This window comes from Methylobacterium sp. CM6246, from assembly GCF_054818005.1.
Window position 1 is genome coordinate 297,054 of record NZ_JBTXKY010000003.1, and the last position, 21,924, is coordinate 318,977.

19 protein-coding genes and 2 pseudogenes are annotated in these 21,924 nt (G+C 67.3%); 17 read left to right on the forward strand and 4 right to left on the reverse strand.

Annotated features, from left to right (window positions below; genetic code table 11):
* The first annotated feature begins 5 nt into the window (after positions 1-5).
* The 11 genes from ACYQPG_RS31680 (at position 6) to ACYQPG_RS31730 (ending at position 12,719) form a co-directional block, all read left to right on the forward strand.
* On the forward strand, positions 6-1,622 hold the full coding sequence (locus tag ACYQPG_RS31680) for an ABC transporter substrate-binding protein (RefSeq protein WP_461232870.1): 1,617 nt from the start codon (positions 6-8) through the stop codon (positions 1,620-1,622).
* Between the two features lie 94 nt (positions 1,623-1,716).
* On the forward strand, positions 1,717-2,574 hold the full coding sequence (locus ACYQPG_RS31685; RefSeq protein WP_461232871.1) for an NHL repeat-containing protein: 858 nt from the start codon (positions 1,717-1,719) through the stop codon (positions 2,572-2,574).
* A complete protein-coding gene (locus ACYQPG_RS31690; RefSeq protein WP_461232872.1) occupies positions 2,571-3,557 on the forward strand; it encodes an NAD-dependent epimerase/dehydratase family protein in 987 nt (328 codons plus the stop codon). Before ACYQPG_RS31685 ends, ACYQPG_RS31690 begins: the two co-directional genes overlap by 4 nt.
* Positions 3,554-4,315 carry an SDR family oxidoreductase gene (locus tag ACYQPG_RS31695; protein WP_461232873.1) on the forward strand — a complete coding sequence of 254 codons (762 nt, stop codon included), beginning with the start codon at positions 3,554-3,556 and terminating at the stop codon, positions 4,313-4,315. The genes ACYQPG_RS31690 and ACYQPG_RS31695 overlap by 4 nt, the downstream gene beginning before the upstream one ends.
* Positions 4,312-5,835 (forward strand): NAD(P)-binding domain-containing protein, encoded by a 1,524-nt coding sequence (locus ACYQPG_RS31700; RefSeq protein WP_461232874.1) that lies wholly within the window; start codon positions 4,312-4,314, stop codon positions 5,833-5,835. Before ACYQPG_RS31695 ends, ACYQPG_RS31700 begins: the two co-directional genes overlap by 4 nt.
* Positions 5,832-7,445: an ABC transporter substrate-binding protein gene (locus ACYQPG_RS31705; protein ID WP_461232875.1), complete on the forward strand. Its 1,614-nt coding sequence runs from the start codon at positions 5,832-5,834 to the stop codon at positions 7,443-7,445. The genes ACYQPG_RS31700 and ACYQPG_RS31705 overlap by 4 nt, the downstream gene beginning before the upstream one ends.
* A 72-nt stretch (positions 7,446-7,517) precedes the next feature.
* Positions 7,518-8,552: an ABC transporter permease gene (locus tag ACYQPG_RS31710; protein ID WP_461232876.1), complete on the forward strand. Its 1,035-nt coding sequence runs from the start codon at positions 7,518-7,520 to the stop codon at positions 8,550-8,552.
* A gap of 32 nt (positions 8,553-8,584) precedes the next feature.
* Positions 8,585-9,421, forward strand: a complete 837-nt coding sequence (locus tag ACYQPG_RS31715; protein ID WP_340564822.1) for an ABC transporter permease — start codon at positions 8,585-8,587, stop codon at positions 9,419-9,421.
* Positions 9,418-11,076, forward strand: coding sequence for a nickel ABC transporter ATP-binding protein NikE (nikE, locus tag ACYQPG_RS31720; RefSeq protein ID WP_461232877.1), 1,659 nt, complete (start codon positions 9,418-9,420; stop codon positions 11,074-11,076). The genes ACYQPG_RS31715 and nikE overlap by 4 nt, the downstream gene beginning before the upstream one ends.
* Before the next feature lie 76 nt (positions 11,077-11,152).
* Complete coding sequence (locus ACYQPG_RS31725; protein ID WP_461232878.1) at positions 11,153-12,079, forward strand: N-carbamoyl-D-amino-acid hydrolase; 927 nt, start codon at positions 11,153-11,155, stop codon at positions 12,077-12,079.
* A 4-nt stretch (positions 12,080-12,083) separates the two neighbouring features.
* On the forward strand, positions 12,084-12,719 hold the full coding sequence (locus ACYQPG_RS31730) for a flavin reductase family protein (protein WP_461232879.1): 636 nt from the start codon (positions 12,084-12,086) through the stop codon (positions 12,717-12,719).
* 22 nt (positions 12,720-12,741) lie between these two features.
* On the opposite strand, the gene ACYQPG_RS31735 is transcribed toward ACYQPG_RS31730, so the two are convergent.
* Positions 12,742-13,401, reverse strand: a complete 660-nt coding sequence (locus tag ACYQPG_RS31735; protein ID WP_461232880.1) for an aspartate/glutamate racemase family protein — start codon at positions 13,399-13,401, stop codon at positions 12,742-12,744.
* A 71-nt stretch (positions 13,402-13,472) separates the two neighbouring features.
* Between ACYQPG_RS31735 and hydA the strand changes: the two genes are divergently transcribed.
* The 4 genes and pseudogenes from hydA to ACYQPG_RS31755 all read left to right on the forward strand — a co-directional run.
* The gene (gene hydA / locus ACYQPG_RS31740) at positions 13,473-14,861 is read left to right on the forward strand and encodes a dihydropyrimidinase (RefSeq protein WP_461232881.1); all 1,389 of its coding nucleotides are present in this window, start codon (positions 13,473-13,475) and stop codon (positions 14,859-14,861) included.
* A gap of 331 nt (positions 14,862-15,192) precedes the next feature.
* Entirely contained in the window at positions 15,193-15,537 is a 345-nt protein-coding gene (locus ACYQPG_RS31745) for a hypothetical protein (protein WP_461232882.1), read from the forward strand.
* A 247-nt stretch (positions 15,538-15,784) separates the two neighbouring features.
* Positions 15,785-16,967: pseudogene (locus tag ACYQPG_RS31750) on the forward strand (IS3 family transposase).
* A 287-nt stretch (positions 16,968-17,254) separates the two neighbouring features.
* A pseudogene (locus ACYQPG_RS31755) lies at positions 17,255-17,560 on the forward strand (LysR substrate-binding domain-containing protein); the annotation flags it as partial.
* Between the two features lie 30 nt (positions 17,561-17,590).
* On the opposite strand, the gene ACYQPG_RS31760 reads toward ACYQPG_RS31755, so the two are convergent.
* The 3 genes from ACYQPG_RS31760 to ACYQPG_RS31770 form a co-directional block, all read right to left on the reverse strand.
* Positions 17,591-17,971 carry a glutathione S-transferase N-terminal domain-containing protein gene (locus ACYQPG_RS31760; RefSeq protein ID WP_461232883.1) on the reverse strand — a complete coding sequence of 127 codons (381 nt, stop codon included), beginning with the start codon at positions 17,969-17,971 and terminating at the stop codon, positions 17,591-17,593.
* Between the two features lie 104 nt (positions 17,972-18,075).
* The gene (locus ACYQPG_RS31765) at positions 18,076-19,122 is read right to left on the reverse strand and encodes an Atu2307/SP_0267 family LLM class monooxygenase (RefSeq protein WP_461232884.1); all 1,047 of its coding nucleotides are present in this window, start codon (positions 19,120-19,122) and stop codon (positions 18,076-18,078) included.
* A gap of 110 nt (positions 19,123-19,232) precedes the next feature.
* The gene (locus tag ACYQPG_RS31770) at positions 19,233-19,631 is read right to left on the reverse strand and encodes a DoxX family protein (protein ID WP_461232885.1); all 399 of its coding nucleotides are present in this window, start codon (positions 19,629-19,631) and stop codon (positions 19,233-19,235) included.
* 124 nt (positions 19,632-19,755) lie between these two features.
* Here ACYQPG_RS31770 and ACYQPG_RS31775 point away from each other — a divergent pair, with 124 nt between their 5' ends.
* Both ACYQPG_RS31775 and ACYQPG_RS31780 read left to right on the forward strand, forming a co-directional pair.
* Positions 19,756-20,646 (forward strand): LysR family transcriptional regulator, encoded by an 891-nt coding sequence (locus tag ACYQPG_RS31775; protein ID WP_461232886.1) that lies wholly within the window; start codon positions 19,756-19,758, stop codon positions 20,644-20,646.
* A gap of 153 nt (positions 20,647-20,799) precedes the next feature.
* The gene (locus ACYQPG_RS31780) at positions 20,800-21,780 is read left to right on the forward strand and encodes an NADP-dependent oxidoreductase (protein WP_461232887.1); all 981 of its coding nucleotides are present in this window, start codon (positions 20,800-20,802) and stop codon (positions 21,778-21,780) included.
* Positions 21,781-21,924 lie beyond the last annotated feature (144 nt).

A 21,924-nucleotide genomic window follows, 5' to 3' on the forward strand; every position in this document is an offset into this window, starting at 1 on the left:
CCGACATGCGGACGGCGCTATCCTTGCAATCTGCGATCCTGTCCTGTGCCCTCCTGTTAGGCGGGTACGACTCCGCGTTGGCGCAGGGCGTGCTGCGGATCGGCATGACCGCCTCCGACATTCCGCTGACCACGGGACAGACCGACAACGGGGGCGAGGGGATCCGCTTCGTCGGACAGACGATCTATGACGCGTTGATCGCCTGGGATCTGACGCACTCGGACAAGCCCGCCGAACTGATCCCCGGCCTCGCGGTGAGTTGGGCGGTGGATCCGGTCGACAGGAACACGTGGACGTTCCGGATCAGGCCCGACGTCAAGTTCCACGATGGATCCGACTTCACCGCCTATGCGGCCGTCTGGAACTTCGACAAGCTGCTGAAGCCCGATGCCCCGCAATTCGATCCGCGCCAGTCCGCGCAGGGCAAGGTTCGCATCCCGGCGATGGCGAGCTACCGGGCGATAGACCGGATGACCCTGGAGGTCGTGACCAAGACGCCCGATGCGACGCTGCCCTACCAGCTCGTCTACATCGCCATGTCCTCGCCGGCGCAATGGGAAAAGGTAGGCCGATCATGGGACGCCTTCGCCAAGCAGCCGTCAGGCACGGGCCCATGGAAGCTGACGCTGTTTGCCCCGCGCGAGCGCGCCGAGATGGTGCCCCACAGCGGCTATTGGGACAAGGCGCGCGTCCCCAAGCTCGACAGGCTGGTGCTAGTCCCGCTGCCCGATGCGAATGCCCGCGTCGCCGCCCTGCGCTCCGGTCAGGTCGATTGGATCGAGGCGCCGTCGCCCGACGCGGTCGCGTCCTTGAGGAATGCAGGCTTCGCCATCACCACCAACTCGTATCCTCACAACTGGACATGGCACCTGTCGCGCATCGAGGGCTCGCCCTGGAACGACATCAGGGTGCGCAAGGCGGTCAATCTCGCCATCGACCGCGAGGGACTGAAGGAGCTGCTCGGCGGCTTGGCGGTCCCTGCCACTGGGTTTCTCCCACCCCACGACGCCTGGTTCGGGACCCCATCGTTCCAGGTGAAATACGATCCCAACGCGGCCCGGAAACTCCTGGCCGAGGCAGGCTATAGCCCCGCCAAACCCCTGAGGACCAAAATCGCCATCTCGGCGTCCGGCTCCGGTCAGATGCAGCCGCTGCCCATGAACGAGTTCATCCAGCAGAACCTTGCCGACGTCGGCGTCAAGGTGGAATACGAGGTGGTCGAGTGGAACACGCTCATCAACATCTGGCGTGTCGGGGCCAAGGCCGACATCTCCCGCGGGGTCTCGGGGATCAACTACAGCTACTCCCTGCAGGATCCGTACAGCGCTCTGATCCGCCATCTCAAATGCGATCTGACGGCTCCCGCCGGCACCAATTGGGGGTATTACTGCGATCCGGCGATGGACAAGATGTTGGACGAGGTGCGCAACACCTTCGATCCCGATCGGCAGGTCGAGGTGATGGGGAAGATCCACGAGAAGTTCGTCGATGACGCGCTGTTCGTCATGGTCACCCATGACGTGAACCCCCGGGCGATGAGCCCGCGCGTGAAAGGCTTTGTCCAGGCCCAGAGCTGGAACCAGAGTCTCACGCCTGTCTATCTCTCCGGCTCGGACCGATGACCTCCGCTCGCTCGGGGCCTCCCGCCCGACTGGAATAGGGGTTGCATGAACGGACCGGCCGCCGCGTAGGAGGCGAAGCGTTCGGACCCCGTTCTTGCCGTACACCCTCGTCGTCGCACTCGGTTCATTACGGTACCAGGTCGAGCGTCCGTTCGGCCGTTGGCAGGAGAGCGCCGGGCGCGTCACGGGGGTCGCTCACAGCCGGCGCGGCGTGCACGTCCTGCTGCGGGAGGATCCGCTGCACGACACGCGCGGTCCCCGGGTTCTGACGCTCGACGGCGAGACGGGAGCACCCCTCGCCGCGTGGGGTGCCGACGTGATTGCCGACGCGCATCTTATCGCGGCGTATGGCGATCGTCTCTACATCGTCGATCGCGACGCCCATCAGGTGATCGTTGCGACGCTCGACGGTGAAGTGCGGTCTCGGCTCGGGGAGCGCAACCGGCCGCTCGCGCCCTTCAACCATCCGACCGACGTCGCGGTCGCCCCCGACGGCACGGTCTACGTCTCGGACGGCTATGCCGGAGCCTCGGTCCACCGCTTCGCCCCCGACGGGGCGCCTCTCGAACGCTGGGGGCGCTGGGGGACGGGGCCGGGCGAGTTCGTCAACCCGCACGCGATCTGGGTGATGCGCGACGGCCGCGTCGTGGTGGCCGACCGCGAGAACGGGCGCCTGCAGGTCTTCGATCCCGAAGGCACCCTGCTGACGATATGGACGGGCTTCGTTCGGCCCGCCGCCCTCTGGGGCGACGCGGGGGACCGTCTCTACGTGGTCGATGCCGTCCCGACCCTGACGCGGCTTGCCCCCGACGGCGCCTTGATGGGCCGCTGCCGCCCCGTGCTCAACGGCGCGCACGGAATCTGGGGCGATGAAGGCGGCCGGCTGTACCTGGCCGAGGGCAATCCGAGCCGCGTGACACGCCTCGTGCCGATCGAAGGAGCGCAGGCGTGAAAGTTCTCGTCTTCGGCGGAGCCGGCTTCGTCGGCCTCAACATCGTCGAGGCCCTGCTGGGCCAAGGGCACGAGGTGATCGCCTTCGACCGCTCGCCCATGCCCTCCACCGCGGTGCGGGTCTTCGCGGCGCTGCCCGGCCGGCTCGATGCGATCACGGGCGACGTAATAGCCCGTGCCGCCGTGACCGAGACGATCCGGCCGGGTCTCGACGCGATCGTCCTCGGAAGCGCCATCACGGCGGATGCCGCCCGCGATGCCGCCGACCCGGAGACGATCCTCTCCGTCAACCTGATGGCGCAGATCCCCATCCTGGAGCGCGCCCGGGATGTCGGCACAGGCAGGATCGTCAACCTCAGCTCCGGCATCGTTCATGGCGGGGTCGGCGAGCGCGAGCCAGTGCTAACGGAGGAGACCGGCGGCGATCCGGTCGGTCTCTACGCCATCTCGAAATACGCCAGCGAGCGCGTCGGCACGTGGCTCGCCGGTCTCTGGGGGATCGACCACGTCAATGTCCGTCTGAGTTCCGTGTTCGGCCCCTGGGAGCTCGCCACTCAGGCGCGCGACACCCTGAGCCCGCAACGGCAGATGGCAAGCCTCCTGGGCACCGGCCGCCCGGCACTGCTCGCTCGCTCCGGCTGGCGCGACTGGATCTATGCCCCCGACGTCGCCGAGGCGGTGATCCGTCTGATCGCGGCCCCGCGCCCGGCCTCCCGCCTGTTCAACGTTTCGACGCCGGACCGCTGGCCCGCCCTGGACTGGGGCCGGCGCCTCGGTGCGCTCGATCCGGACTTCGTGTGCCGCCTCGCCGAGCCCGGTGAGACGCCCACGATCCACCTGCACGCGCCGTTCGACCGCGCTCCGCTCTCGACGGACCGGATGCGGGACGAGCTCGGCTGGGTGGCGAGGTTCGGAATGCAGGATTCGGCGGACCATTTCGTCGGCTGGTGGCGGCGGCACGGAAGCACGGTGGACGGTCCATGAGGCTCGCAGGCAAGGTCGCGGTGGTCACGGGCGGCGGGTCCGGCATCGGCGCCGCCACCGCACGGCTCTTCGCCCGCGAGGGTGCCCGGATCGCCCTCATCGATCGCGACGAACAGGCCGCCGCGACGAGCCTCGCCGCGATCGAGTCCGAGGCCGGCGAGGCGATGGTGCGGATCGGCGACGTCGGCGACGGAGATGCTGCGCTCCGGGACGCGGCGGCGGTGCTCGCGCGTTTCGGCCGCATCGACATCCTGGTGGCGGCGGCGGGTTTCTCTTGCGGCGGCACCGTCACCACCACCGATCCTGCCAATTGGGACGCGGTGTTCCGCGCAAACGTGGGTGGGACGTGGCTCTGGAGCCGGGCTGTGATCCCGGCGATGCAGCACCAGGGCGGGGGCGCAATCGTCGCGTTCGCCTCTCAGCTTGCCCTCGCGGGCGGACGCGGCAACAGCGCCTACATCGCGGCGAAGGGGGCCATCCTTAGCCTGACGCGCACGATGGCACTCGACTACGCCGAAGACGGCATCCGGGTGAATGCGATCGTACCCGGTGCGATCGAGACGCCGATGCTGCGGCGCGGGTTCGCCCGTCAGCCCGATCCAACCCTGGCCGAGCAGCGCTCCCGGGCCCGCCACGCCCTAAATCGGTTCGGCCGGCCCGAGGAGGTCGCGGAGGCCGTCCTGTTCCTCGCCAGCGAGGCCGCGGGCTTCACCACCGGGACGACGCTCGCGGCCGATGGCGGATGGCTCGCCGCATGAATGCTTCTTTCGACGGCATCGCTCTCGACGCGCTCACCGCCACTGTCGGCGGCGACCTCGCGCGCACCGCCCATCCCAGCACGCCCTGGTTGACGCCGCGCACCGGCCCGGATGGACGCCAAGCCTACGACGTCGTGGTCGTCGGGGCCGGGCAGTCCGGGTTGGCCATTGCCTTCGGCCTGATGCGGTCAGGCGTGGCCAACATCCTCGTGCTCGATCGCGCCCGGGCCGGCAGCGAGGGTCCATGGACGACCTACGCGCGCATGCACACACTGCGCAGCCCGAAGGAATTCACCGGTCCCGATCTCGGCGTCCCGAGCCTGACCTATCAATCCTGGCACGAGGCCCGGTTCGGGCGGGCGAGCTGGCAGGCGCTCGGTCTGATCCCGAAAGCGCTCTGGGCTGAATACCTCGTCTGGTTTCGGGGGGTGACCGCGCTTCCCGTGTCCAACGACATCGAGGTCACGGCCATCGGGCCGGCCAGTGGGGGGCTGCTCGCGGTCGAGACCCTTTCGTCGGGTGCCTCCGAGACGCGGTATGCCCGCAAGGTCGTTCTGGCGACGGGGCAGGAGGGGATGGGGCGCTGGGCCAGCCTTCCCGCCCTCGAGGGCCTCCCCATGCATTTCAGGGCAACCACGGCCGATCCGATCGATTTCACGGCCCTCGCGGGCAAAACCGTCGCAGTCGTGGGGGCCGGCGCATCGGCCTTTGACAACGCGGCGACCGCCCTTGAGGCCGGGGCGAGGGTGCACCTCCTCTGCCGCCGGGCGGTTCCGCAAACCGTTCAGCCCTACCGCTGGCTCACCTTCACGGGCTTCATGCGCCACCTCTCCGAACTTGACGATGCGTGGCGCTGGCGCTTCATGGCGACCATCCTCGCGATGCGGGAGGGCTTCCCGCAGCCGACCTATGACCGCTGCGCCAGCCATGCCGGCTTCCACCTGCACGAGGGCGCACAGGTGCTGGAGGCCCGCCAAGCAGGCGACCGGGTCGCCCTCCACACACCGAACGGCCCTGTCACCGTGGATTTCGTCATCGCGGCGACGGGCATCGTCATGGATTTCTCGGCGCGGCCGGAATTGCGTCACCTGGCCCACAACATCGCCACCTGGGCCGATCGCTACACCCCGCCGGAGGAGGAGGCGAACGCGCATGCCGCCTCGTTCCCTTACCTCGCGGACGATTATGCCCTCACCGAGCGCGACGCCGGCGCAACGCCCTGGATCCGCGACATCCATCTCTTCGGAATCGCCTCGACGATGAGCTTCGGGCCCTCCGGCGCCTCAATCAATGCGATGACGACGGCAGTCCCGAAACTCGTGGCGGGGATCACGCGCGGGCTCTTCCGGGACGACATCGACAGGCACTGGGCCGCCTTCCAGGCTTACGACGTCCCGCAGGCCATCCTGCGCATGCCTACCGGACCTGGAACGGGACTTGCCACGCTTGCCGGCGACGCGATTGTCCGGCCTGGACAGGCCTGCTTTTCCGACCGGATCACTCGGAGCCAGGAACCATGAGAGCGCGCGCCTACCGTAGGGTCGTCGCCGGCGCCCTGACGCTCACGGTCGGCTTTGCCGCGCCGGCCCTCGCCCAGAGTCGAACCGAGACCCTGCGCTACGTGACGGGCGCCAGCGTCAACACCCTCGACCCCACCATGCCTGGCACAACCCGCGAGGCCTTCGCCGTCAGCCTCGCCACCTACGACCGCCTTGTCGCCTTCGGCCGGAAGAAGCTCGGCGACAACTGGGTCTTCGATCTCGACACCGTGCGAGGCGAACTCGCGAAGAGCTACGACGTCTCGCCCGACGGCCTCACGATCACCTTCCACCTGCGCCCCGACGCCAAGTTCCAAGACGGCACGCCCGTCACCGCCGAGGACGTGAAGTGGTCGCTCGACCGCGCGGTCTCGGCGAAATCGCTCGCCGCGCCGCAACTCCTTACGGGCTCACTGACGAGCCCCGACCAGTTCAAGGTGGTCGATCCGCTTACCTTCGTGCTGATCCTGCCGAAGCCCGACCGGCTGGCGCTGCCGAATCTCGCGACGGTCTACCCCGTGATCTTCAATGCGAAGGTCGCCAGGAGCCACGCGACGGAGCAGGACCCCTGGGCGCAGGAATGGCTTAAAGCGAACACGGCCGGCAGCGGCGCCTACACGGTTGAGACCTTCCGGCCCGGCGAGCAGGTGTCCCTGCGCCGCAACGAGGCGTGGACGGGCGGCGCGCCAGACAAGCCCGCCGCCTTCAAGCGGCTGATCGTCCAGTCGATCCCCGATGCCGCCACGCGGGCGAACCTCGTCGAGCGTGGCGACGCCGACATCGTCATCGACCTCCAGGCGAACGACGCGGCCGCGCTTCAGAGCCGGGGCAAGCTCAAGGTGGTCTCCACCCCGCAGTTCAATGCCGTGACGCTGGTCTCCTTCAACAACACGATGCCGCCCTTCGACAACGTCGAGGTGCGCAGGGCCATCGCCTCCGCGCTGCCCTACGAAGACATGTTCAAGGCCGCCCTGTTCGGACGCGGCACGCCCCTTTTTGGTGGGAATTGGCCCGACGGAAGGCCACCGAGCGCAGGCTTCCCGATCCCGCAGCCGGTCCATCTCGATCTGGCTGAGGCTAAGAAGCACCTCGCGGCGGCGGGCCTTCCGAACGGCTTCGAGACCACGTTCAGCTTCAGTGTCGGTCAAGCCACGACGGCCGAGCCGGTGTCGGCGCTCATCCGCGAGTCCCTCGCCAAGATCGGCATCAAGGTCGAGATCCGGAAGCTGCCCGACGCGCAGATGTCGACACTGATTAGCGACAAGAAGGTCCCGTTCTTCACCGATGGCATCGTCGCTTGGCTGCCGTCGACCGACTATTTCTTTCGCAATTTCTACACCGGCAACCAGCGCTGGAACTATTCCTCGATAATGAACCCCGACATTGAGCGCATCGCCAACACGGCGCGCTTCGAACTGGACAAGGCGAAGTACGACGCGGAAGCACGCGAACTGAACGCGATCCACTTCGCCGAGATGCCGCAGATCCCGATCTGGCAGCCGAACCAGGACGCGGTGATGCAGTCCTCGATCAAGGGCTACGTCTACCAGTTCCACCGCCAGGTCGATTACCGCGATCTGAGCCGGGAGTAGGAGGATGGCCGTGGCGGACCGACGATTCTCCCTCACGAGTGATTCCCGCGGCGTGTCCGGGGCGCTGCGATAATGCGGACCTCCCTCGGCGCGACCACGGGGCGGGCGGCACGCCGGCTTCTGTCCTCCGCGCCGGCCCTACTCGGCGTGCTCGTCTTCACCTTCCTCCTGATGCGGGTGCTGCCGGGGGATCCCGCCGTGTTCTTCGCCTCCGGGCCCAATGCCGGGCAGGCGGAGATCGAGGCCGTGCGCAAGCAGATGGGCCTCGACCGTCCGATCCCCGAGCAGCTCCTGCGCTATCTCGGAGATGTCGGGACCGGACAGCTCGGACGCTCCATGACCACGGGCCAGCCGGTGGTGAAGGATCTGCGCGAGCGCCTGCCGGCCTCCCTCGAACTGACCTTCGCGGCGCTGCTCATCGCGCTCACGTTGTCGATCCCGCTCGGCATCCTGGCGGCGCTCAGACCGGGATCGGCGGTCGACCACGGCGTGCGCCTGCTGTGCTCGCTCGGGGTCTGCGTGCCGACCTTCGTCTCGGGGCTGCTGCTGATCTACGTGTTCTACTATCTCTTGGGCTTCGCGCCGGACCCGACGGGTCGCCTCGACGTGTTCGCGGCCGCGCCCCCCGGCATCACCGGTTTCCTGCTCATTGATTTCGCGCTGACGGGCGATGGAGAGGGCTGGCGCGCCGCCGCCGCGCAGCTAGTCCTGCCGGCGGTCACGATGGCCCTATTCGTCATCGCCCCCCTCGCACGCATCACCCGCGCCTCGATGCTCGCTGTACTCGGCAGCGACTTCATCCGCACCGCGCGCTCCCTCGGTCTCTCGCGGACCCAGATCGTCGTGACCTACGCGCTGCGCAACGCGATCCTGCCGGTGCTCACCATCGCAGGCATCGTCTTCTCGACGATGCTGGGCGCCAACGTGCTGGTGGAGAAGGTTTTTTCCTGGCCCGGCGTCGCCTCCTACGCCCTCGATGCGCTGCTCTCCTCGGACTACGCCCCCGTGCAGGGTTTCGTCCTCCTGATGGCCGCGATCTTCGTCGCTGCAAACCTCGTCGTCGATCTCCTCTACGGCTTGGCCGATCCGCGGGTGTCGATCTCGTGAGGACCCTCGCCGTCACGGCCCCGTCCCGCGCCATGCTCGGCCATCTTGCCTGGGTCCTGCGCCGCAATCCGCTTACCGCGCTAGCCTCGGCCGGCGCCCTGGCCCTGTGCCTCGTCGCCCTGTTCAGCCCCTGGCTCACTCCCTACGACCCGATCGCCTCCGACGTCCCAATCGCCCTGCAGCCGCCGAGCGCGGCGCATTGGGCCGGCACGGACCAGCTCGGGCGAGATCTCCTCTCCCGCATCATCGCCGCGACGCGCCTCGACCTCGCCATTGCGCTCTCGGCCGTCGGCCTCTCCTTCGTGGTCGGGGCAGTGATCGGCAGCTTCTGCGGTTATGCCGGGGGCAAGCTCGACCGGGCGGTCGGTCGCCTCGTGGACGTGCTGATGGCCTTCCCGCTCTTCGTGTTGGCAATGGCGATGGTGGCCGCGCTGGGGAACCGGGTCGAGAACATCGTCGTCGCGACCGCCATCATCAATCTCCCGTTCTACATCCGCTTCGCCCGGGCCGAGGTGAACATCCGGCGCGATCTCGGCTGGGTGGAGGCCGCCCGCGCCGGAGGCGAGAGCCACGCCTCCGTGGTGCTGCGCTACCTACTGCCGAACATCCTGCCGGCGATGGCGGTGCAGATCTCGCTGAACCTCGGCTGGGCCATCCTCAACGCCGCCGGACTGTCCTTCATCGGGCTGGGCGTCCGGCCGCCGACCCCGGAATGGGGCATCCTCGTCGCCGAGGGGGCGCGCTTCATAACGACGGGCAAATGGTGGCTAGTGGCCTTCCCCGGGCTCGCCCTGATGCTGTCCGTGCTGTGCTTCAACCTGATGGGTGATGGGCTGCGCGACATCCTCGATCCGAGGCAGCGCACGTGAGCCCCCTCCTACGGATCGAAAATCTCAGCGTCACCTTCGCCACCCGCGCCGGGCCGATCGAGGCGCTCCGAGGGATCGACCTCACACTCGGGGCCGGCCAGACGCTGGGCATCGTGGGGGAGAGCGGATCGGGCAAGTCGGTTACGGCCTTCGCGACAACGCGGCTCCTCGACCGAGCCGGGCGCATCGCGGGCGGGCGCATCCTGTTCAAGGGCCATGACGTATCCCGTCTCTCGGGCAAGGAGATGCAGGCGCTGCACGGCGCGGCGATCTCGATGATCTTCCAGAACCCCCGCGCGGCGCTGAACCCGATCCGCACGGTCGGGCTGCAACTAGCCGATGCCCTGCGGGCGCACCGCGACCTCTCGGCCGCCGCCGCCCGAGGTCGGGCGCTCGACCTTCTCAAGGCCGTGCTGATCCGGGACCCCGAGCGGCGGCTCGACGCCTACCCGCACGAACTCTCCGGCGGCATGTGCCAGCGGGTTATGATCGCCCTCGCGGTCGCCTGCGAACCGGCGCTCCTCATCGCAGACGAGCCGACGACCGGCCTCGACGTCACGACGCAGAAGACCGTGATGGATCTGCTGGCTCGCATCACCGCCGAGCGGGGCATGGCGATGATCCTGATCACCCACGACCTCGGCCTCGCCGCGAAGTATTGCGGGCGCGTCGTTGTGATGGAACGCGGCCGCCTCGTGGAGGAAGCCGCGCCGGGGCGGCTCTTCGCGCATCCGCAGCACGCCTACACGAAACGGCTGGTTGCGGCCTCGCCGACGCCGAACTCGACGCTCGCCGACCTCGTGGGAGAGACGCGGCCGGCGGGCTCCGGCATGCCCGCCGCTCCCCGCCCCGCGCCACCGCGCGGCACCCCGCTCCTCCTCGAGGCGCGGGACCTCGTCAAGCGCTACGGCAGCGCGGCCGCGGTCGACGGCGTCTCCCTGACGATGCGGCCGGGTGAGAGCCTCGGCCTCGTCGGCGAGTCCGGATCCGGCAAGAGCACGACCTCGCGCTTGATCTGCCGCCTGATCGACCCAAGCGAGGGCACGATCCTGTTCGACGGCCAGTCGATCGGCGACGTCCCGGCCCGCGACTTCCACCGCTCGGAGCTTCGTCGCGCCATCCAGATCGTCTTCCAGGATCCGAACGACAGCCTCAATCCGCGCTTCTCCGCCTTCGACAGCATCGCGCAGCCCCTTAAACGATTGACCAGCCTGCGCGGTGCGGCGCTCCGCGCGCGGGTGATGGAGAGCGCCGAGCGCTCGGGCCTCGGACCCGATCTCATCGACCGGTTCCCCCACCAGCTCTCGGGCGGCCAGAAGGCCAGGATCGGCATCGCCCGGGCGATCGCCGTCCGGCCGCGATTCCTCATCCTGGACGAGCCGACGGCCGCACTCGACGTTTCGGTCCAAGCCATGATCCTGCACCTCCTTGACCGTCTCCGCCGGGAGGACGACCTCGCCTTCCTGTTCGTGAGCCACGACCTGAACGTGGTGCGCATGATGTGCGAGCGCACGATCGTGCTGCATAACGGGCGGGTGGTGGAGGAAGGGGCGAGCGAAACGCTCTTCGCCCGCCCGCAATCCGCCTACGCCCGCGAGCTGCTGGCCGCGATCCCGCATTTTGATCCGGGGGCGCCCCTCGCCGCGACCGCCTGATGCCGACTACGCCCCTCGCCCCGCCCGCCGCTGCGGGCGTGCGGCGGCGGCACGACACACGACGAAAGGACCCTCCATGCGCGTGATCCGCACGGCCGCCGCCCAGCTCGGCCCCATCCAGAGGAGCGAAGATCGCGCGAGCGTCATCGCGCGCATGATCGCCCTGATGGACGCGGCCAAGGCTGAGGGCGCCGACTTCATCGTCTACCCGGAACTGGCGCTCACCACCTTCTTCCCGCGCTGGCACCTTGAGGACCGCCGCGACGCGGATGCCTGGTTCGAGGCAACCATGCCGAGCGCGGCGACGGCGCCGCTGTTCGCCCGCGCCAGGACGCACGGCATGGCCATGACGTTCGGCTACGCCGAGCTCACGCCGGAGGGCCAACACTTCAACACCTCGATCCTTGTCGACAAATCCGGCGCGATCGTCGGCAAGTACCGCAAGATCCATCTGCCGGGACACGTCGAGTACGACCCGGGGCGCACTCACCAGCACCTCGAGAAGCGCTACTTCGAGCCGGGCGATCTCGGCTTCCCGGTCTGGCGGGCGCTCGGCGGCATTCTGGGCATGTGCGTCTGCAACGACCGGCGTTGGCCGGAGACCTACCGCGTCATGGGCCTGCAGGGCGTCGAGATGGTAACGCTCGGGTTCAACACCCCCTCGGTGAATTCGCAGCGAGGCGGCGAGGGCTTGGAGCAGCGGCTGTTCCACCATCGCCTGTCCTGCCAAGCTGGCGCCTACCAAAACGCCACCTGGGTGGTGGCGGTCGCCAAGGCGGGGGACGAGGACGGCCATCATCTGACCGGCGGCACGCTGATCGTCGATCCGAACGGGTTCATCGCCGCCGAACTCGTGGGCGAGGCGGACGGGATCATCGTCCATTCCTGTGACCTCGACGAAACGCGCTTCGGCAAGGAGACGATCTTCGACTTCGCCCGCCACCGTCGCGTCGAACATTACGGCCGCATCACCGCCCAGACGGGCATCGTTCTCCCGGACTGAACCCATGGATAGCGTCAGCTTTGCAGATCTCGCACCGTACGAGCGCTACAAGCTCCTCTGCGCGACGATTGTGCCGCGCCCCATTGCCCTCGTGACGACGCTGGGACCGGACGGCACCGTCAATGCAGCGCCGTACTCCTTCTTCAACGTGTTCTCGGAGGACCCGGCCCTGATCGTGCTCGGCCTTCAGCACAAGCCCGATCACAGCCCCAAGGACACGACGCGCAACATCGCCCGCAGCGGACAGTTTGTCGTCAACCTCGTGGACGAGGCGATGGCCGAGGGGATGAATGTCTGCGCCATCGACTTCCCGCCCAATGTGAGCGAGGTCGAGGTGGCCGGCCTCTCCTTGAAGGATGGCATCGAGATCCCCGTGCCTCACATCGCGCAAGCGCCCTTCGCCCTCGAATGTCGGCGCGAGGTCTCACTCGCCTTCGGCCCTCAGCGTGAACTGCTTGTTGGCGAGGTGCTGCGCCTCCATGCCCGGCCAGGCCTTCTCGACGGCGAGCGACTGAGGATCGACACGGAGGCCTACCGTCCTGTCGGCCGCCTGTTCGGGGACAGCTACGCCCGGCAAGACGACCGCTTCGCGCTGGAGCGGCCGAGCTACGCGGATTGGCTCCGCTCGCGCGATGCCTGAAGCTGTGGGCGAAGATGCCAGCCTAGTGGAAGGCCAGGGCGCCGTAGGCCATCGCGACAGCGGCCTGCGTTGGGTCAATCACGGGGATCCCCAGTTCGTCCTCGAGCGGCCTGCGATGAGCTGCCATGCCCGCGCAACCCAGGACGATAGCCCCGGCGCCGTCCCCATCACGCAGCGCACGCCCGACTGTGATTATGCTTGCGAGGGTGCCCTCGCCGGAGGCCGTCTCGGCCACCGACATCTCCAGCGCCCGCTCGCCCGCGAGCCGTTCGGTGAGACCCATCTGGCGCAGGTAGCGCATGTGCCGGGGGATCGAGCGGGTGCGGATCGCGATAACGCCGAAGCGGTCGGCCCGGGCGAGCGCCGTCAGCACCCCGGCTTCCGCGATTCCGAAGACCGGACGCGCGGTCGCCTCGCGGCAAACGTGGAGGCCCGGGTCGGAGTAGCAGGCGATGACGAAGGCGGCGGCCTCGGCGTCGCTCTCCACGAAGCGCTTAAGCGGGAGCGTGACGCTCTCGACATCCGCCTGGGTTTCGATCCCGAATGGCCCCTCCGTCAGCGTCCGGCACACGATCTGCGGACATCCCAGCGCGGAGAGCGGCGCGAGCGCGTGTTCGAGCCCCAGCGTGACCGCCTCGTTCGCATTGGGGTTGATCACCACGATCCGCTGCTGCGCCGTCATCGCTGCTTCCCCATCACGCCCCAGCCCGGCGCGCCGGTCCTCCGAAGCAAGTTCCGAGCAAGAGCCGCACAATGAGCGATCCGATCTACGACGTCGTACTGCGCGGCGGCACGGTGGCGACCGCGACCGACATCTTTCAGGCCGACGTGGCCGTGCGGGGCGAGACGGTCGCCGCCCTCGGTACGAATCTCCCGCAGGGCCGCTCCGAGATCGACGCTGCGGGCAAGCTCGTCCTGCCGGGGGGCGTCGACGCCCACGCCCATATCGAGCAGGTTTCGGCCAACGGCATGCTGAACGCCGACACTTGGGAAAGCGCCACGACCTCGGCCGCTCTCGGCGGTACGACCTCGGTGATCGCCTTCGCCGCCCAGCATGTCGGCATGGATCTCGCGCAGGTTGTGGAGGATTACGCGGCGCTCGCGCGGAGGGGCGCCGTCATCGACTACGCCTTCCACCTCATCGTGGCCGACCCCACCGACAAGGTCCTCAAGGAGGACATTCCCGCCTTGGTGAAGGCGGGCCACACCTCGCTCAAAGCCTTCATGACCTACGACCGGCTGCGGCTGCACGACGAGCAGATGCTCGACCTGATGAGCACTGCCCGTGAGGCCGGGGCGCTCGTCTGCACGCATGCCGAGAACCACGGCATGATCGCCTGGATGGGCAAGCGCCTCATCGCCCAGGGCAAGGTCGCCCCGAAGTACCACGCTGACAGCCATCCGCGGTTGTCGGAAAGCGAGGCGTTCGAGCGCATCGTGCGCTTCTCTGAGTTCCTCGACCAGCCCGTGATGGTCTTCCACGTCTCAACCGTTGAAGGCGCGGCCATCCTGCGCCGCGCCCGGGGCGAAGGGGTCAAGGTCATGGCCGAGACCTGCCCGCAATACCTATTCCTCACTGCCGCCGATCTCGACAGGCCCGGGATCGAGGGGGCCAAGTGGATGTGCTCGCCGCCAGTGCGCGAGACGCGGGACCAAGAGGCCCTCTGGCGCGCCCTGGATCTCGGCGACCTCCAGATCGTCTCGTCCGACCATGCGCCTTACCGGATGGACGAGACCGGGAAGCTCAAGGCCGGTCCAGCCACGACGTTCAAGGAGATCGCGAACGGTATGCCGGGCTTGCAATTCCGGATGCCACTGCTGTTCGATGCTATGGTGTCGAGGGGGCGCCTCGGGCTGCGAAAGTTCGTCGACATCACTGCGACGGCGCCGGCGCGGCTCTACGGCCTGACGACGAAGGGCTCGATCGCCGTCGGCCAGGATGCCGACCTCGTCGTTTGGGACCCGGCCCGCGCCGTGACGCTGACAGATGACCTCGTGACCGACCGAACGGGTTTCACACCCTATACCGGTCGGACGGTCACTGGTTGGCCCACGACGGTGCTACGCCGGGGCGAGATCGTGGCACAGGATGCCACCCCCCGGGCCCAACCGGGGTCGGGCCGGTGGCTGAAGCGCCTATGAGTAGGCTCATTCTGGCAGGAATGCCGGTCGAGTGGCCCGCCGATCAGGACAAGCTTTCACGGATGCCATCCCGAAGGGCGGCTACGCGAAGAGGGTCGCGTTCCTCGCAAGGGACGAACTTATCCTCGACGGTTCCGATGTTCGCGTCTGCAGCGACAAGATCACCAGCATGCAGGAGGCCCTTTCATACGCTTGACCGCCGACGTTAAGGGCGTCTTCCGGACCGCACCGACCCCGTTCCACCTGGATGAGCGCGTGGACGACGGCTCGATCGACCGCCTGATCGCCGCCTAGGTAAAGCCAGCGCGGACGGTTCGACCGTGCCGGCATCATGGGCGAGGCCCTCAAGCTCGAGCCGAAGGAATCGCTGGCCGGCGACGCAATACTGCTGCTCGCCTATGGCCAGCCCTATCGCGAGGTTCAAGCCGTCATGGCCGAGGCTCGCCGCATCGACCTACGCGTGGTCCTGGTGACTGACACCCAAGACAGCACCATCACCCGGCAAGCTACGGTCGTACTGCTGGCCCGGCGTGGACGTGCCAACCAGGTAGTGCTCCACGCCACAACGCTGATTGAACTGGAGGCGGTTATCCTCGGCCTTGCCGCGGCCAACCACAACAACGCCCTTCAGCAATTGGCCAACCTCGATCGAATGAAGAAACTGATCGGCGCTTGAGGGCTTCGCCGCAAGCCGTCCCCTACGACGCGGCGGTCACCAAACTGATCGACAAGCCGGTCGACCCAGCTTGGCAATTAACGCTTCGATTGTCTTGGCCGAAGTTCCTAGAGTGCCGCAGTACAGACTCACAGATTCAGCCGTTGCTGTGTCCGCTTCGGAGCTTTCGTCGGGACGGCCTAATGGTCAGCCCCCATTGAATTGGTCCGCCCTTTGGTATGGCTTTTGAGCCTTGAGGACGGACGAGATGGCAAAACACCCGAAGCCCGAGGAGATCGTCGCGAAGCTACGTCAGGCGGACGTGCTAATCTCACAGGGCCAGAGCGTGGCCGATGCAATCCGCGCGCTCGGTGTGAGTTCGGTGACGTACTACCGGTGGCGACGTGAGTTTGGCGGCCTGAAGTCGGATCAAGTTCGACGTATGAAGAGTCTGGAGACCGAGAATGCTCGGCTTCGAAAAGCCATCGCCGATTTGACGCTGGACAAGCTGATCTTGCAGGAGGCGTCCCGGGGAAGACGTCTCGAGCCCCGCGCGCCGACGCGCCTGTGTCGAGCACATCATGCGGACGATGACCGTCTCCGAGCGCCGTGCCTGTCGGGCGCTCGGACAGCATCGCTCGACACAGCGCAAGGTACCGCGGGGCCGCGACGACTAAGAGGCGCTGACGGCCGATCTCGTGGCGTTGGCTGAGAAGTACGGACGCTATGGCTACCGCAAGATCAGCGCATTGCTGAAGGCGGCCGGTTGGTTCGTCAACGACAAGCGCGTCGAGCGCATTTGGCGGCGTGAGGGTCTGAAGGTCCCAGCCAGACAGCCCAAGCGGGGGCGGATCTGAGACAACGACGGCTCCTGTGTCCGTCTTCGCTCGGAACACCCCAATCACGTGTGGTCGTACGACTTCGTCGAGGCCCGCACGCACGATGGACGCAAGATCCGGATGCTCAACGTGGTCGACGAGTTCACGCACGAATGCCTGGCGATCCGAGTCGCACGCAAGCTGAAGGCAACCGACGTCATCGACGTGCTCTCGGATCTGTTCATCCTGCGTGGCGTACCTAGCCATATCCGTTCGGATAACGGCCCGGAGTTCGTTGCGAAGATCGTACAAGTTTGGATCACCGGCGTCGGAGCAAAGACGGCCTACATCACGCCAGGCTCACCGTGGGAGAATGGCTACGTCGAAAGCTTCAACGCACGGCTTCGCGGCGAATTTCTGAACGGCGAGATCTTCTACACACTCAGAGAAGCGCAGGTCGTCATCGAAAGCTGGCGACGTCACTACAACGGCGTGCGCCCGCATGCCTCTTTGGGATACCGGCCGCCGGCACCAGAGGAGTTCGTGCCAGCCTTCTCCGCTTGGCCGGCTGCGCTCGCCCGACCAGCTCCGCCGGCCAAGCTACTCGTGGCGGAGCGGCCCACCGTGCACTAACTTTACCCTTGGACCACCTCGTGGGGGCCGATCAGATGAGGCCGGCCTTCAGGAAGGCGCCATTGATGCCCGCGCCGCCCTCCAGCAGGATCGTCTCGATGCCGAAGGTTTCGCCGAAGGCGTCCATCGCGCCCCCCGAGGTCCCGTCTATCCGGGCCGGCGAACAGGTAGTAGACGCCGTCCTCCCGCAGTTCGGCCAGATAGGCATCGGGGACACCCTCCGACAGCACCGCGACGACATGGTCGCCGAGGACATTGTCCTGGCCGTAGTGAACCTCCCCGTGCGATCACCAGCGGGCAAGTCGAACGTCACCGCCGGGCCCGTCCTCAACCTTCCATCGCTGATGATGGTCCGCGATGCAGTCCTGGCTGGCGTCGGCGCCGGGCGCCTTCCCGTCTCCCCCGTCAGCCATGACCTGGCTGCCGACAGGTTAGTGCTCTGGGGCGATCTCGACAGACCCGAGATCGCCCTTTGGACCCTCTACCCGTCACGGCGGCTGCTGAGCGCGCGGGTGTCCGCCCTCCTTAACCACCTCAAGGAGGCGTTTCCGATGGGAACCGCTGATGAACTGGCCGCCCATATCAGCGGATGACGGGCCAGGCCGGATGCAGGTGGCCGGGTATCAGGCCGATTCCGCCTGTTTCTTGAGTTGCAGGTTCTCCCGGAAGAGCGATTGCATGCCCTTGTAGACCCCGTCGAGATAGGACCGGTAAGTCGGAAGGGCGTCGGGATCGACGCCGGCTAGCTTGGCGAAATGGGCGACGATGGCGTCGGACTCGGTCGTGAACCGGCCAGGCGTAAGTTCGGCCGTCGGGAAGGTGACTTTCTCGACAACGGGTGCGAGCAGCGCGCGGATCGCGGCCTCCTCATCGTCGCCGGGCACGAACTCCTGCAGGACGACTTGGTCGAGTTGGCCGGTTTCGAGCAGGAACAGGCGAACCTTCAGGCAGAACGGGCAGCCGGCCTTGAGGTAGATCGTCGGCTTGAACGTGGCATCGGTCATGGTCGTACGTCCCTGGGATTGGTGGGTTGGTTTTCCCGGCGGTCATCGGCCGGGCGGATGATGTCAGGCCGCAGGTCCGGCCATGCCGTGGGCGCCGTTGTCGGTCACGCGACCTGCGCGAGTTGCGCCTTGACCCTCGGGATCACCTCGGTGCCCAGCAGCGTGATCGACCGCCGCATGGCGTCGGGCTCCTGCATCGCCGAACTCATCTGGAACGTCAGGCGGGAAATGCCCCCCAACGCTTTGCTGGCCGCAATCGTCTTTGCCGCGACCGTTTCCGGCGATCCGATGAGGTAGGCGCCGTGGGGGCCGCACATCGCCTCGAACTGTTCGCGCATGCCCGTGCTCGGCCAGCCGCGTTCCGCCCCGATCTTCCCAAACAATTGCGCCCACCCCGGAAAGAACGCCTCCTGGGCATCCCGGTCCGTATCGGCGACGAAACCGACCGCGTGCACGCCCACCTTCAGAGTCTCCGGGTCATGGCCGGCCTGACCTCCGGCCTCGCGGTAGAGGTCGACTAGGGGCCGGAAGCGCTGAAAGCTGCCACCGATGATGGCGACCATCAGGGGCAAGCCGATGGTGCCCGCGCGGGCGAAGGAGGCCGGGGTCCCGCCGACGCCGATCCAGACCGGGAGCCTGTCCTGGTGCGGGCGAGGGTAGACCCCCTGGCCGGTCAGCGCCGGGCGGAAACGGCCGCGCCATGTGACGTGAGTCCGATCGCGCAGCGAAAGGAGCAGGTCGAGCTTCTCTACGAACAGCGCGTCGTAATCCTCCGCGGCGAAACCGAAGAGCGGGTAGGCCTCGCCGAAGGAACCGCGCCCGACCACGATCTCAGCCCGCCCCTTGGCGATCAGGTCGAGGGTGGCGAACTCCTGGAAGACGCGGACCGGGTCGGCGGCGCTGAGCACCGTGACGGCGCTCGTCAGGCGGATGCGGCTGGTGCGCGCCGCCGCGGCCGCGAGGATGATGGCGGGGGCGGAATCGAGGAACTCCGCCCGATGGTGCTCGCCGATGCCGAAGACGTCGAGCCCGGCGTGGTCGGCGACCTCGACCTCGCCGAGCAGCCGCTCCATCCGTTCCGTCCCCGTGACAGTGCGGCCCGTCTTCAAGTCGGGAAGCGTGACGGCGAAGCTGTCGATGCCGATTTCCATGGCGGATGACCTGTAGTGCGTAACGCGGGATTAAGGGGACGTGTTGAGTCGATAATCCTTGGACGAGGGAGGCCGAGGCGGGCGGCCGGGACCTCCCGGTCGGCAAGGGCTCAGCGGCGACCGAGAACCGCGAGGATCTGATCCCGGCGCAGCCAGGCCAAGGTCGCCGTCAGGGCGAGCAGCACGGCGGCCGGAGCGGCGGGCGTGGGCAGGACTGTAAGATGGGCCAGAATGGCGCCCGCCATGGTGCAGGCAAGCCAGAGGGCAGCGAAGGCGGCATATCCAGGGATCAGCAGGGCCACGGCTCCGGCGACCTCCACGAGGCCGGTGACGATGCGGAACCACTGGCCGACACCGATGAGTTCGTAGACCTGCACCATCATGGGCACCCCGGCGAGCTTGGCGCCGCCCGCGGCGAGGAACACCAGGGCGAGCAGCACCTGCAGCGACCAGGCGACGATGTTGAGCTTGCGCGACGGGGCGGACGAGGCCGTGAAGGTCTGGGACATGATGGGCATCCGGCTTTAGGCGGGCGACCGCGGCTGCGGCTTGGCTGTGAACCCAGACCTAATCTTCTTCCATCCCCCCTCGAAGCCTCTATCTTTCGATGCGTCCCATCACCTGGACAGATGGATGCTCGATCAGCTCACCCTCGATCAGTTGCGAACCTTCGTCGCCGCCGTCGACACCGGTAGCTTCTCGGCGGCCGGGCGCAAGCTCGGGCGAGCGCAATCCCTCGTCAGCCAATCGATGGCCAACCTTGAGGCTCAGTCCGGCATCAAGCTGTTCGACCGCTCCAGCCGCTATCCGGTCCTGACCGAGGCCGGCGGCGTGTTGCTGGCTCATGCCCGTGCGACCGTGGCGGCCGCCGAGACCTTCAAGTCGCACGCCAGGGACCTCGCCGGCGGCCTGGAGCCGGAGGTGAGCATCGTCCTCGACGTCCTGTTCCCGATCCAGGTGCTGACGGCCGCCGTGGTCTCATTCCAGCCGGCCTTCCCTAAGACCCCCTTGCGCATCCAGGTCGAGACCCTCGGTGCGGTGATCGCACCGGTTCTCGACGGACGCTGCGCCTTCGCGGTCGCTGGCGCCACGCCCCTGCTGCCCCCCGAGCTCGCGCGCGAGGCGTTGTGCCAGATCGAGTTGGTAATGGTTGCATCGCCCGCGCATCCGCTCGCCCGACGGACCGGGACGATCCCGACGTCCGACCTGGCCGAGCATGTCCAGTTGGTCCTGACCGACCGGAGCGAGCTGACCAAGGGGCGCGAGTTCGGCGTATTCTCCCCGAGGACCTGGCGTTTGGCGGATCTCGGGGCCAAGCACGCCTTCCTGCGCTCTGGGCTTGGTTGGGGTGGGATGCCCCTCGACGTCGTCAAGGATGATCTGGCGAGCGGCCAACTCGTGCGGCTGGACATCGCTGCCCTGCCCAAAGGAGGCCTGTTCCTGCCGATGTGGGCAGTCTACCCCATCGAGCGCCCTCCCGGCCCTGCAGGCCGATGGCTGATCGCACAACTGGCCACGCGGTGAAGAGGGGGCACTCCCGTTAAGGTGGGTGGTTCGATCCGGCTGACGGGGCGGCTGGAACTCATTGAGCGTTTCGCGGATGAGACGGCCCGTCCCAAATCGTCGGCCTGCCGAGTGGATCCGAGACAGGTACCTTCCGAATGGAAGGAGAAACCCATGTCCCAGTCCAACGATCTCATGCGCAACGATTCCGGTTTCAAACCGGCCGCCTTCGGCAGGGCCTTACGGCTTCATGCATACAGCGGTCGGGAAGGCCTCGTCATCGACCGCGTGCCTGCGCCCGTTCCGGGTCCCGGCAAGGTTCTGGTCCACGTCAAGGCCGCCGGAGTGAACGGCATCGATTGGAAGATCCGTGAGGGCTACGTCCGCCACAAGTTCGAGCTTTCGCTGCCGGCGACCATCGGCATTGAGATGGCTGGCGTCGTGCTGCGGCCCGGACCCGGTGTCGAAAACCTGAAGCCCGGCGAGCGGGTCCTTGCCGCCATCGGCGACTGCGGCGCCTACGCCGACCATCTGGTCATCGACGCGGAGAAGCTCGTCCCGACGTCGCCGACCCTGACGGACGTCGAGGCGGCGGCCATCCCCGTTGCGGCAATGACGGCTTGGCATGTCATCCAGGCTGCGGATTTCGACCTTGCCGGTCGACGGGTGCTCATCCATGGGGCGGCCGGCGGCGTGGGCAGCTTCGCCGTCCAGTTCGCGAAGGTGGCCGGCGCGACCGTTTATGCCACGGCCTCGACCACGAGCCTTTCACATGACCGGGCCCTCGGTGCGGATGAGGTGATCGACTATCGGCAGCAGAAATTCGAGGAGCTTGCGCAAGATATCGATCTGATCGTCGATCTCGTCGGCGGGGTGATCGTAGATCGGTCCTGGGCACACCTGTCGTCCGATGGCCTCCTGGTCAGCATCGCCGCGCCGGACGTCGTATCGCGTACGCCCAAAGGCCGGCGCGGCGTCTTCCTGTCGAATAGGCCCAACAGCGATTGTCTGGCTGCAATCGCCCAGCAGGTCGCCGCCGGCACGCTCCGGTCGACCGTCGCCGAGGTGGTCGCCTTCGACGATCTGCCCACCGCAATCGAGCGCAATCGCACCGGGCATGCTCCGGGGAGGATCGTGACCGATGTCACCCTGTGAATGCCCATGAAACCCAGGGGTTCAGCATCGACCCAAGCAATAGCGTTTCGGTCGCTTAATGGGCCATGACATGCTTCGGTCGATGCCCCCCGTCACGTCATCGACCGCTGCCTTACGATTTTAGCATCCCAGCGGTCTGAGACC

What these genes read in the sequence shown, in the direction of transcription:
- ACYQPG_RS31680 (WP_461232870.1), top strand. Translation starts at nt 6, where the DNA reads ATGCGGACGGCGCTATCCTTGCAATCTGCGATCCTGTCCTGTGCCCTC.
- ACYQPG_RS31695 (WP_461232873.1), top strand. Translation starts at nt 3,554, where the DNA reads ATGAGGCTCGCAGGCAAGGTCGCGGTGGTCACGGGCGGCGGGTCCGGC.
- ACYQPG_RS31700 (WP_461232874.1), top strand. Translation starts at nt 4,312, where the DNA reads ATGAATGCTTCTTTCGACGGCATCGCTCTCGACGCGCTCACCGCCACT.
- ACYQPG_RS31705 (WP_461232875.1), top strand. Translation starts at nt 5,832, where the DNA reads ATGAGAGCGCGCGCCTACCGTAGGGTCGTCGCCGGCGCCCTGACGCTC.
- ACYQPG_RS31710 (WP_461232876.1), top strand. Translation starts at nt 7,518, where the DNA reads ATGCGGACCTCCCTCGGCGCGACCACGGGGCGGGCGGCACGCCGGCTT.
- ACYQPG_RS31715 (WP_340564822.1), top strand. Translation starts at nt 8,585, where the DNA reads ATGCTCGGCCATCTTGCCTGGGTCCTGCGCCGCAATCCGCTTACCGCG.
- ACYQPG_RS31725 (WP_461232878.1), top strand. Translation starts at nt 11,153, where the DNA reads ATGCGCGTGATCCGCACGGCCGCCGCCCAGCTCGGCCCCATCCAGAGG.
- ACYQPG_RS31730 (WP_461232879.1), top strand. Translation starts at nt 12,084, where the DNA reads ATGGATAGCGTCAGCTTTGCAGATCTCGCACCGTACGAGCGCTACAAG.
- ACYQPG_RS31735 (WP_461232880.1), bottom strand. Translation starts at nt 13,401, where the DNA reads ATGACGGCGCAGCAGCGGATCGTGGTGATCAACCCCAATGCGAACGAG.
- hydA (WP_461232881.1), top strand. Translation starts at nt 13,473, where the DNA reads ATGAGCGATCCGATCTACGACGTCGTACTGCGCGGCGGCACGGTGGCG.
- ACYQPG_RS31745 (WP_461232882.1), top strand. Translation starts at nt 15,193, where the DNA reads ATGGGCGAGGCCCTCAAGCTCGAGCCGAAGGAATCGCTGGCCGGCGAC.
- ACYQPG_RS31760 (WP_461232883.1), bottom strand. Translation starts at nt 17,971, where the DNA reads ATGACCGATGCCACGTTCAAGCCGACGATCTACCTCAAGGCCGGCTGC.
- ACYQPG_RS31765 (WP_461232884.1), bottom strand. Translation starts at nt 19,122, where the DNA reads ATGGAAATCGGCATCGACAGCTTCGCCGTCACGCTTCCCGACTTGAAG.
- ACYQPG_RS31770 (WP_461232885.1), bottom strand. Translation starts at nt 19,631, where the DNA reads ATGTCCCAGACCTTCACGGCCTCGTCCGCCCCGTCGCGCAAGCTCAAC.
- ACYQPG_RS31775 (WP_461232886.1), top strand. Translation starts at nt 19,756, where the DNA reads ATGCTCGATCAGCTCACCCTCGATCAGTTGCGAACCTTCGTCGCCGCC.
- ACYQPG_RS31780 (WP_461232887.1), top strand. Translation starts at nt 20,800, where the DNA reads ATGTCCCAGTCCAACGATCTCATGCGCAACGATTCCGGTTTCAAACCG.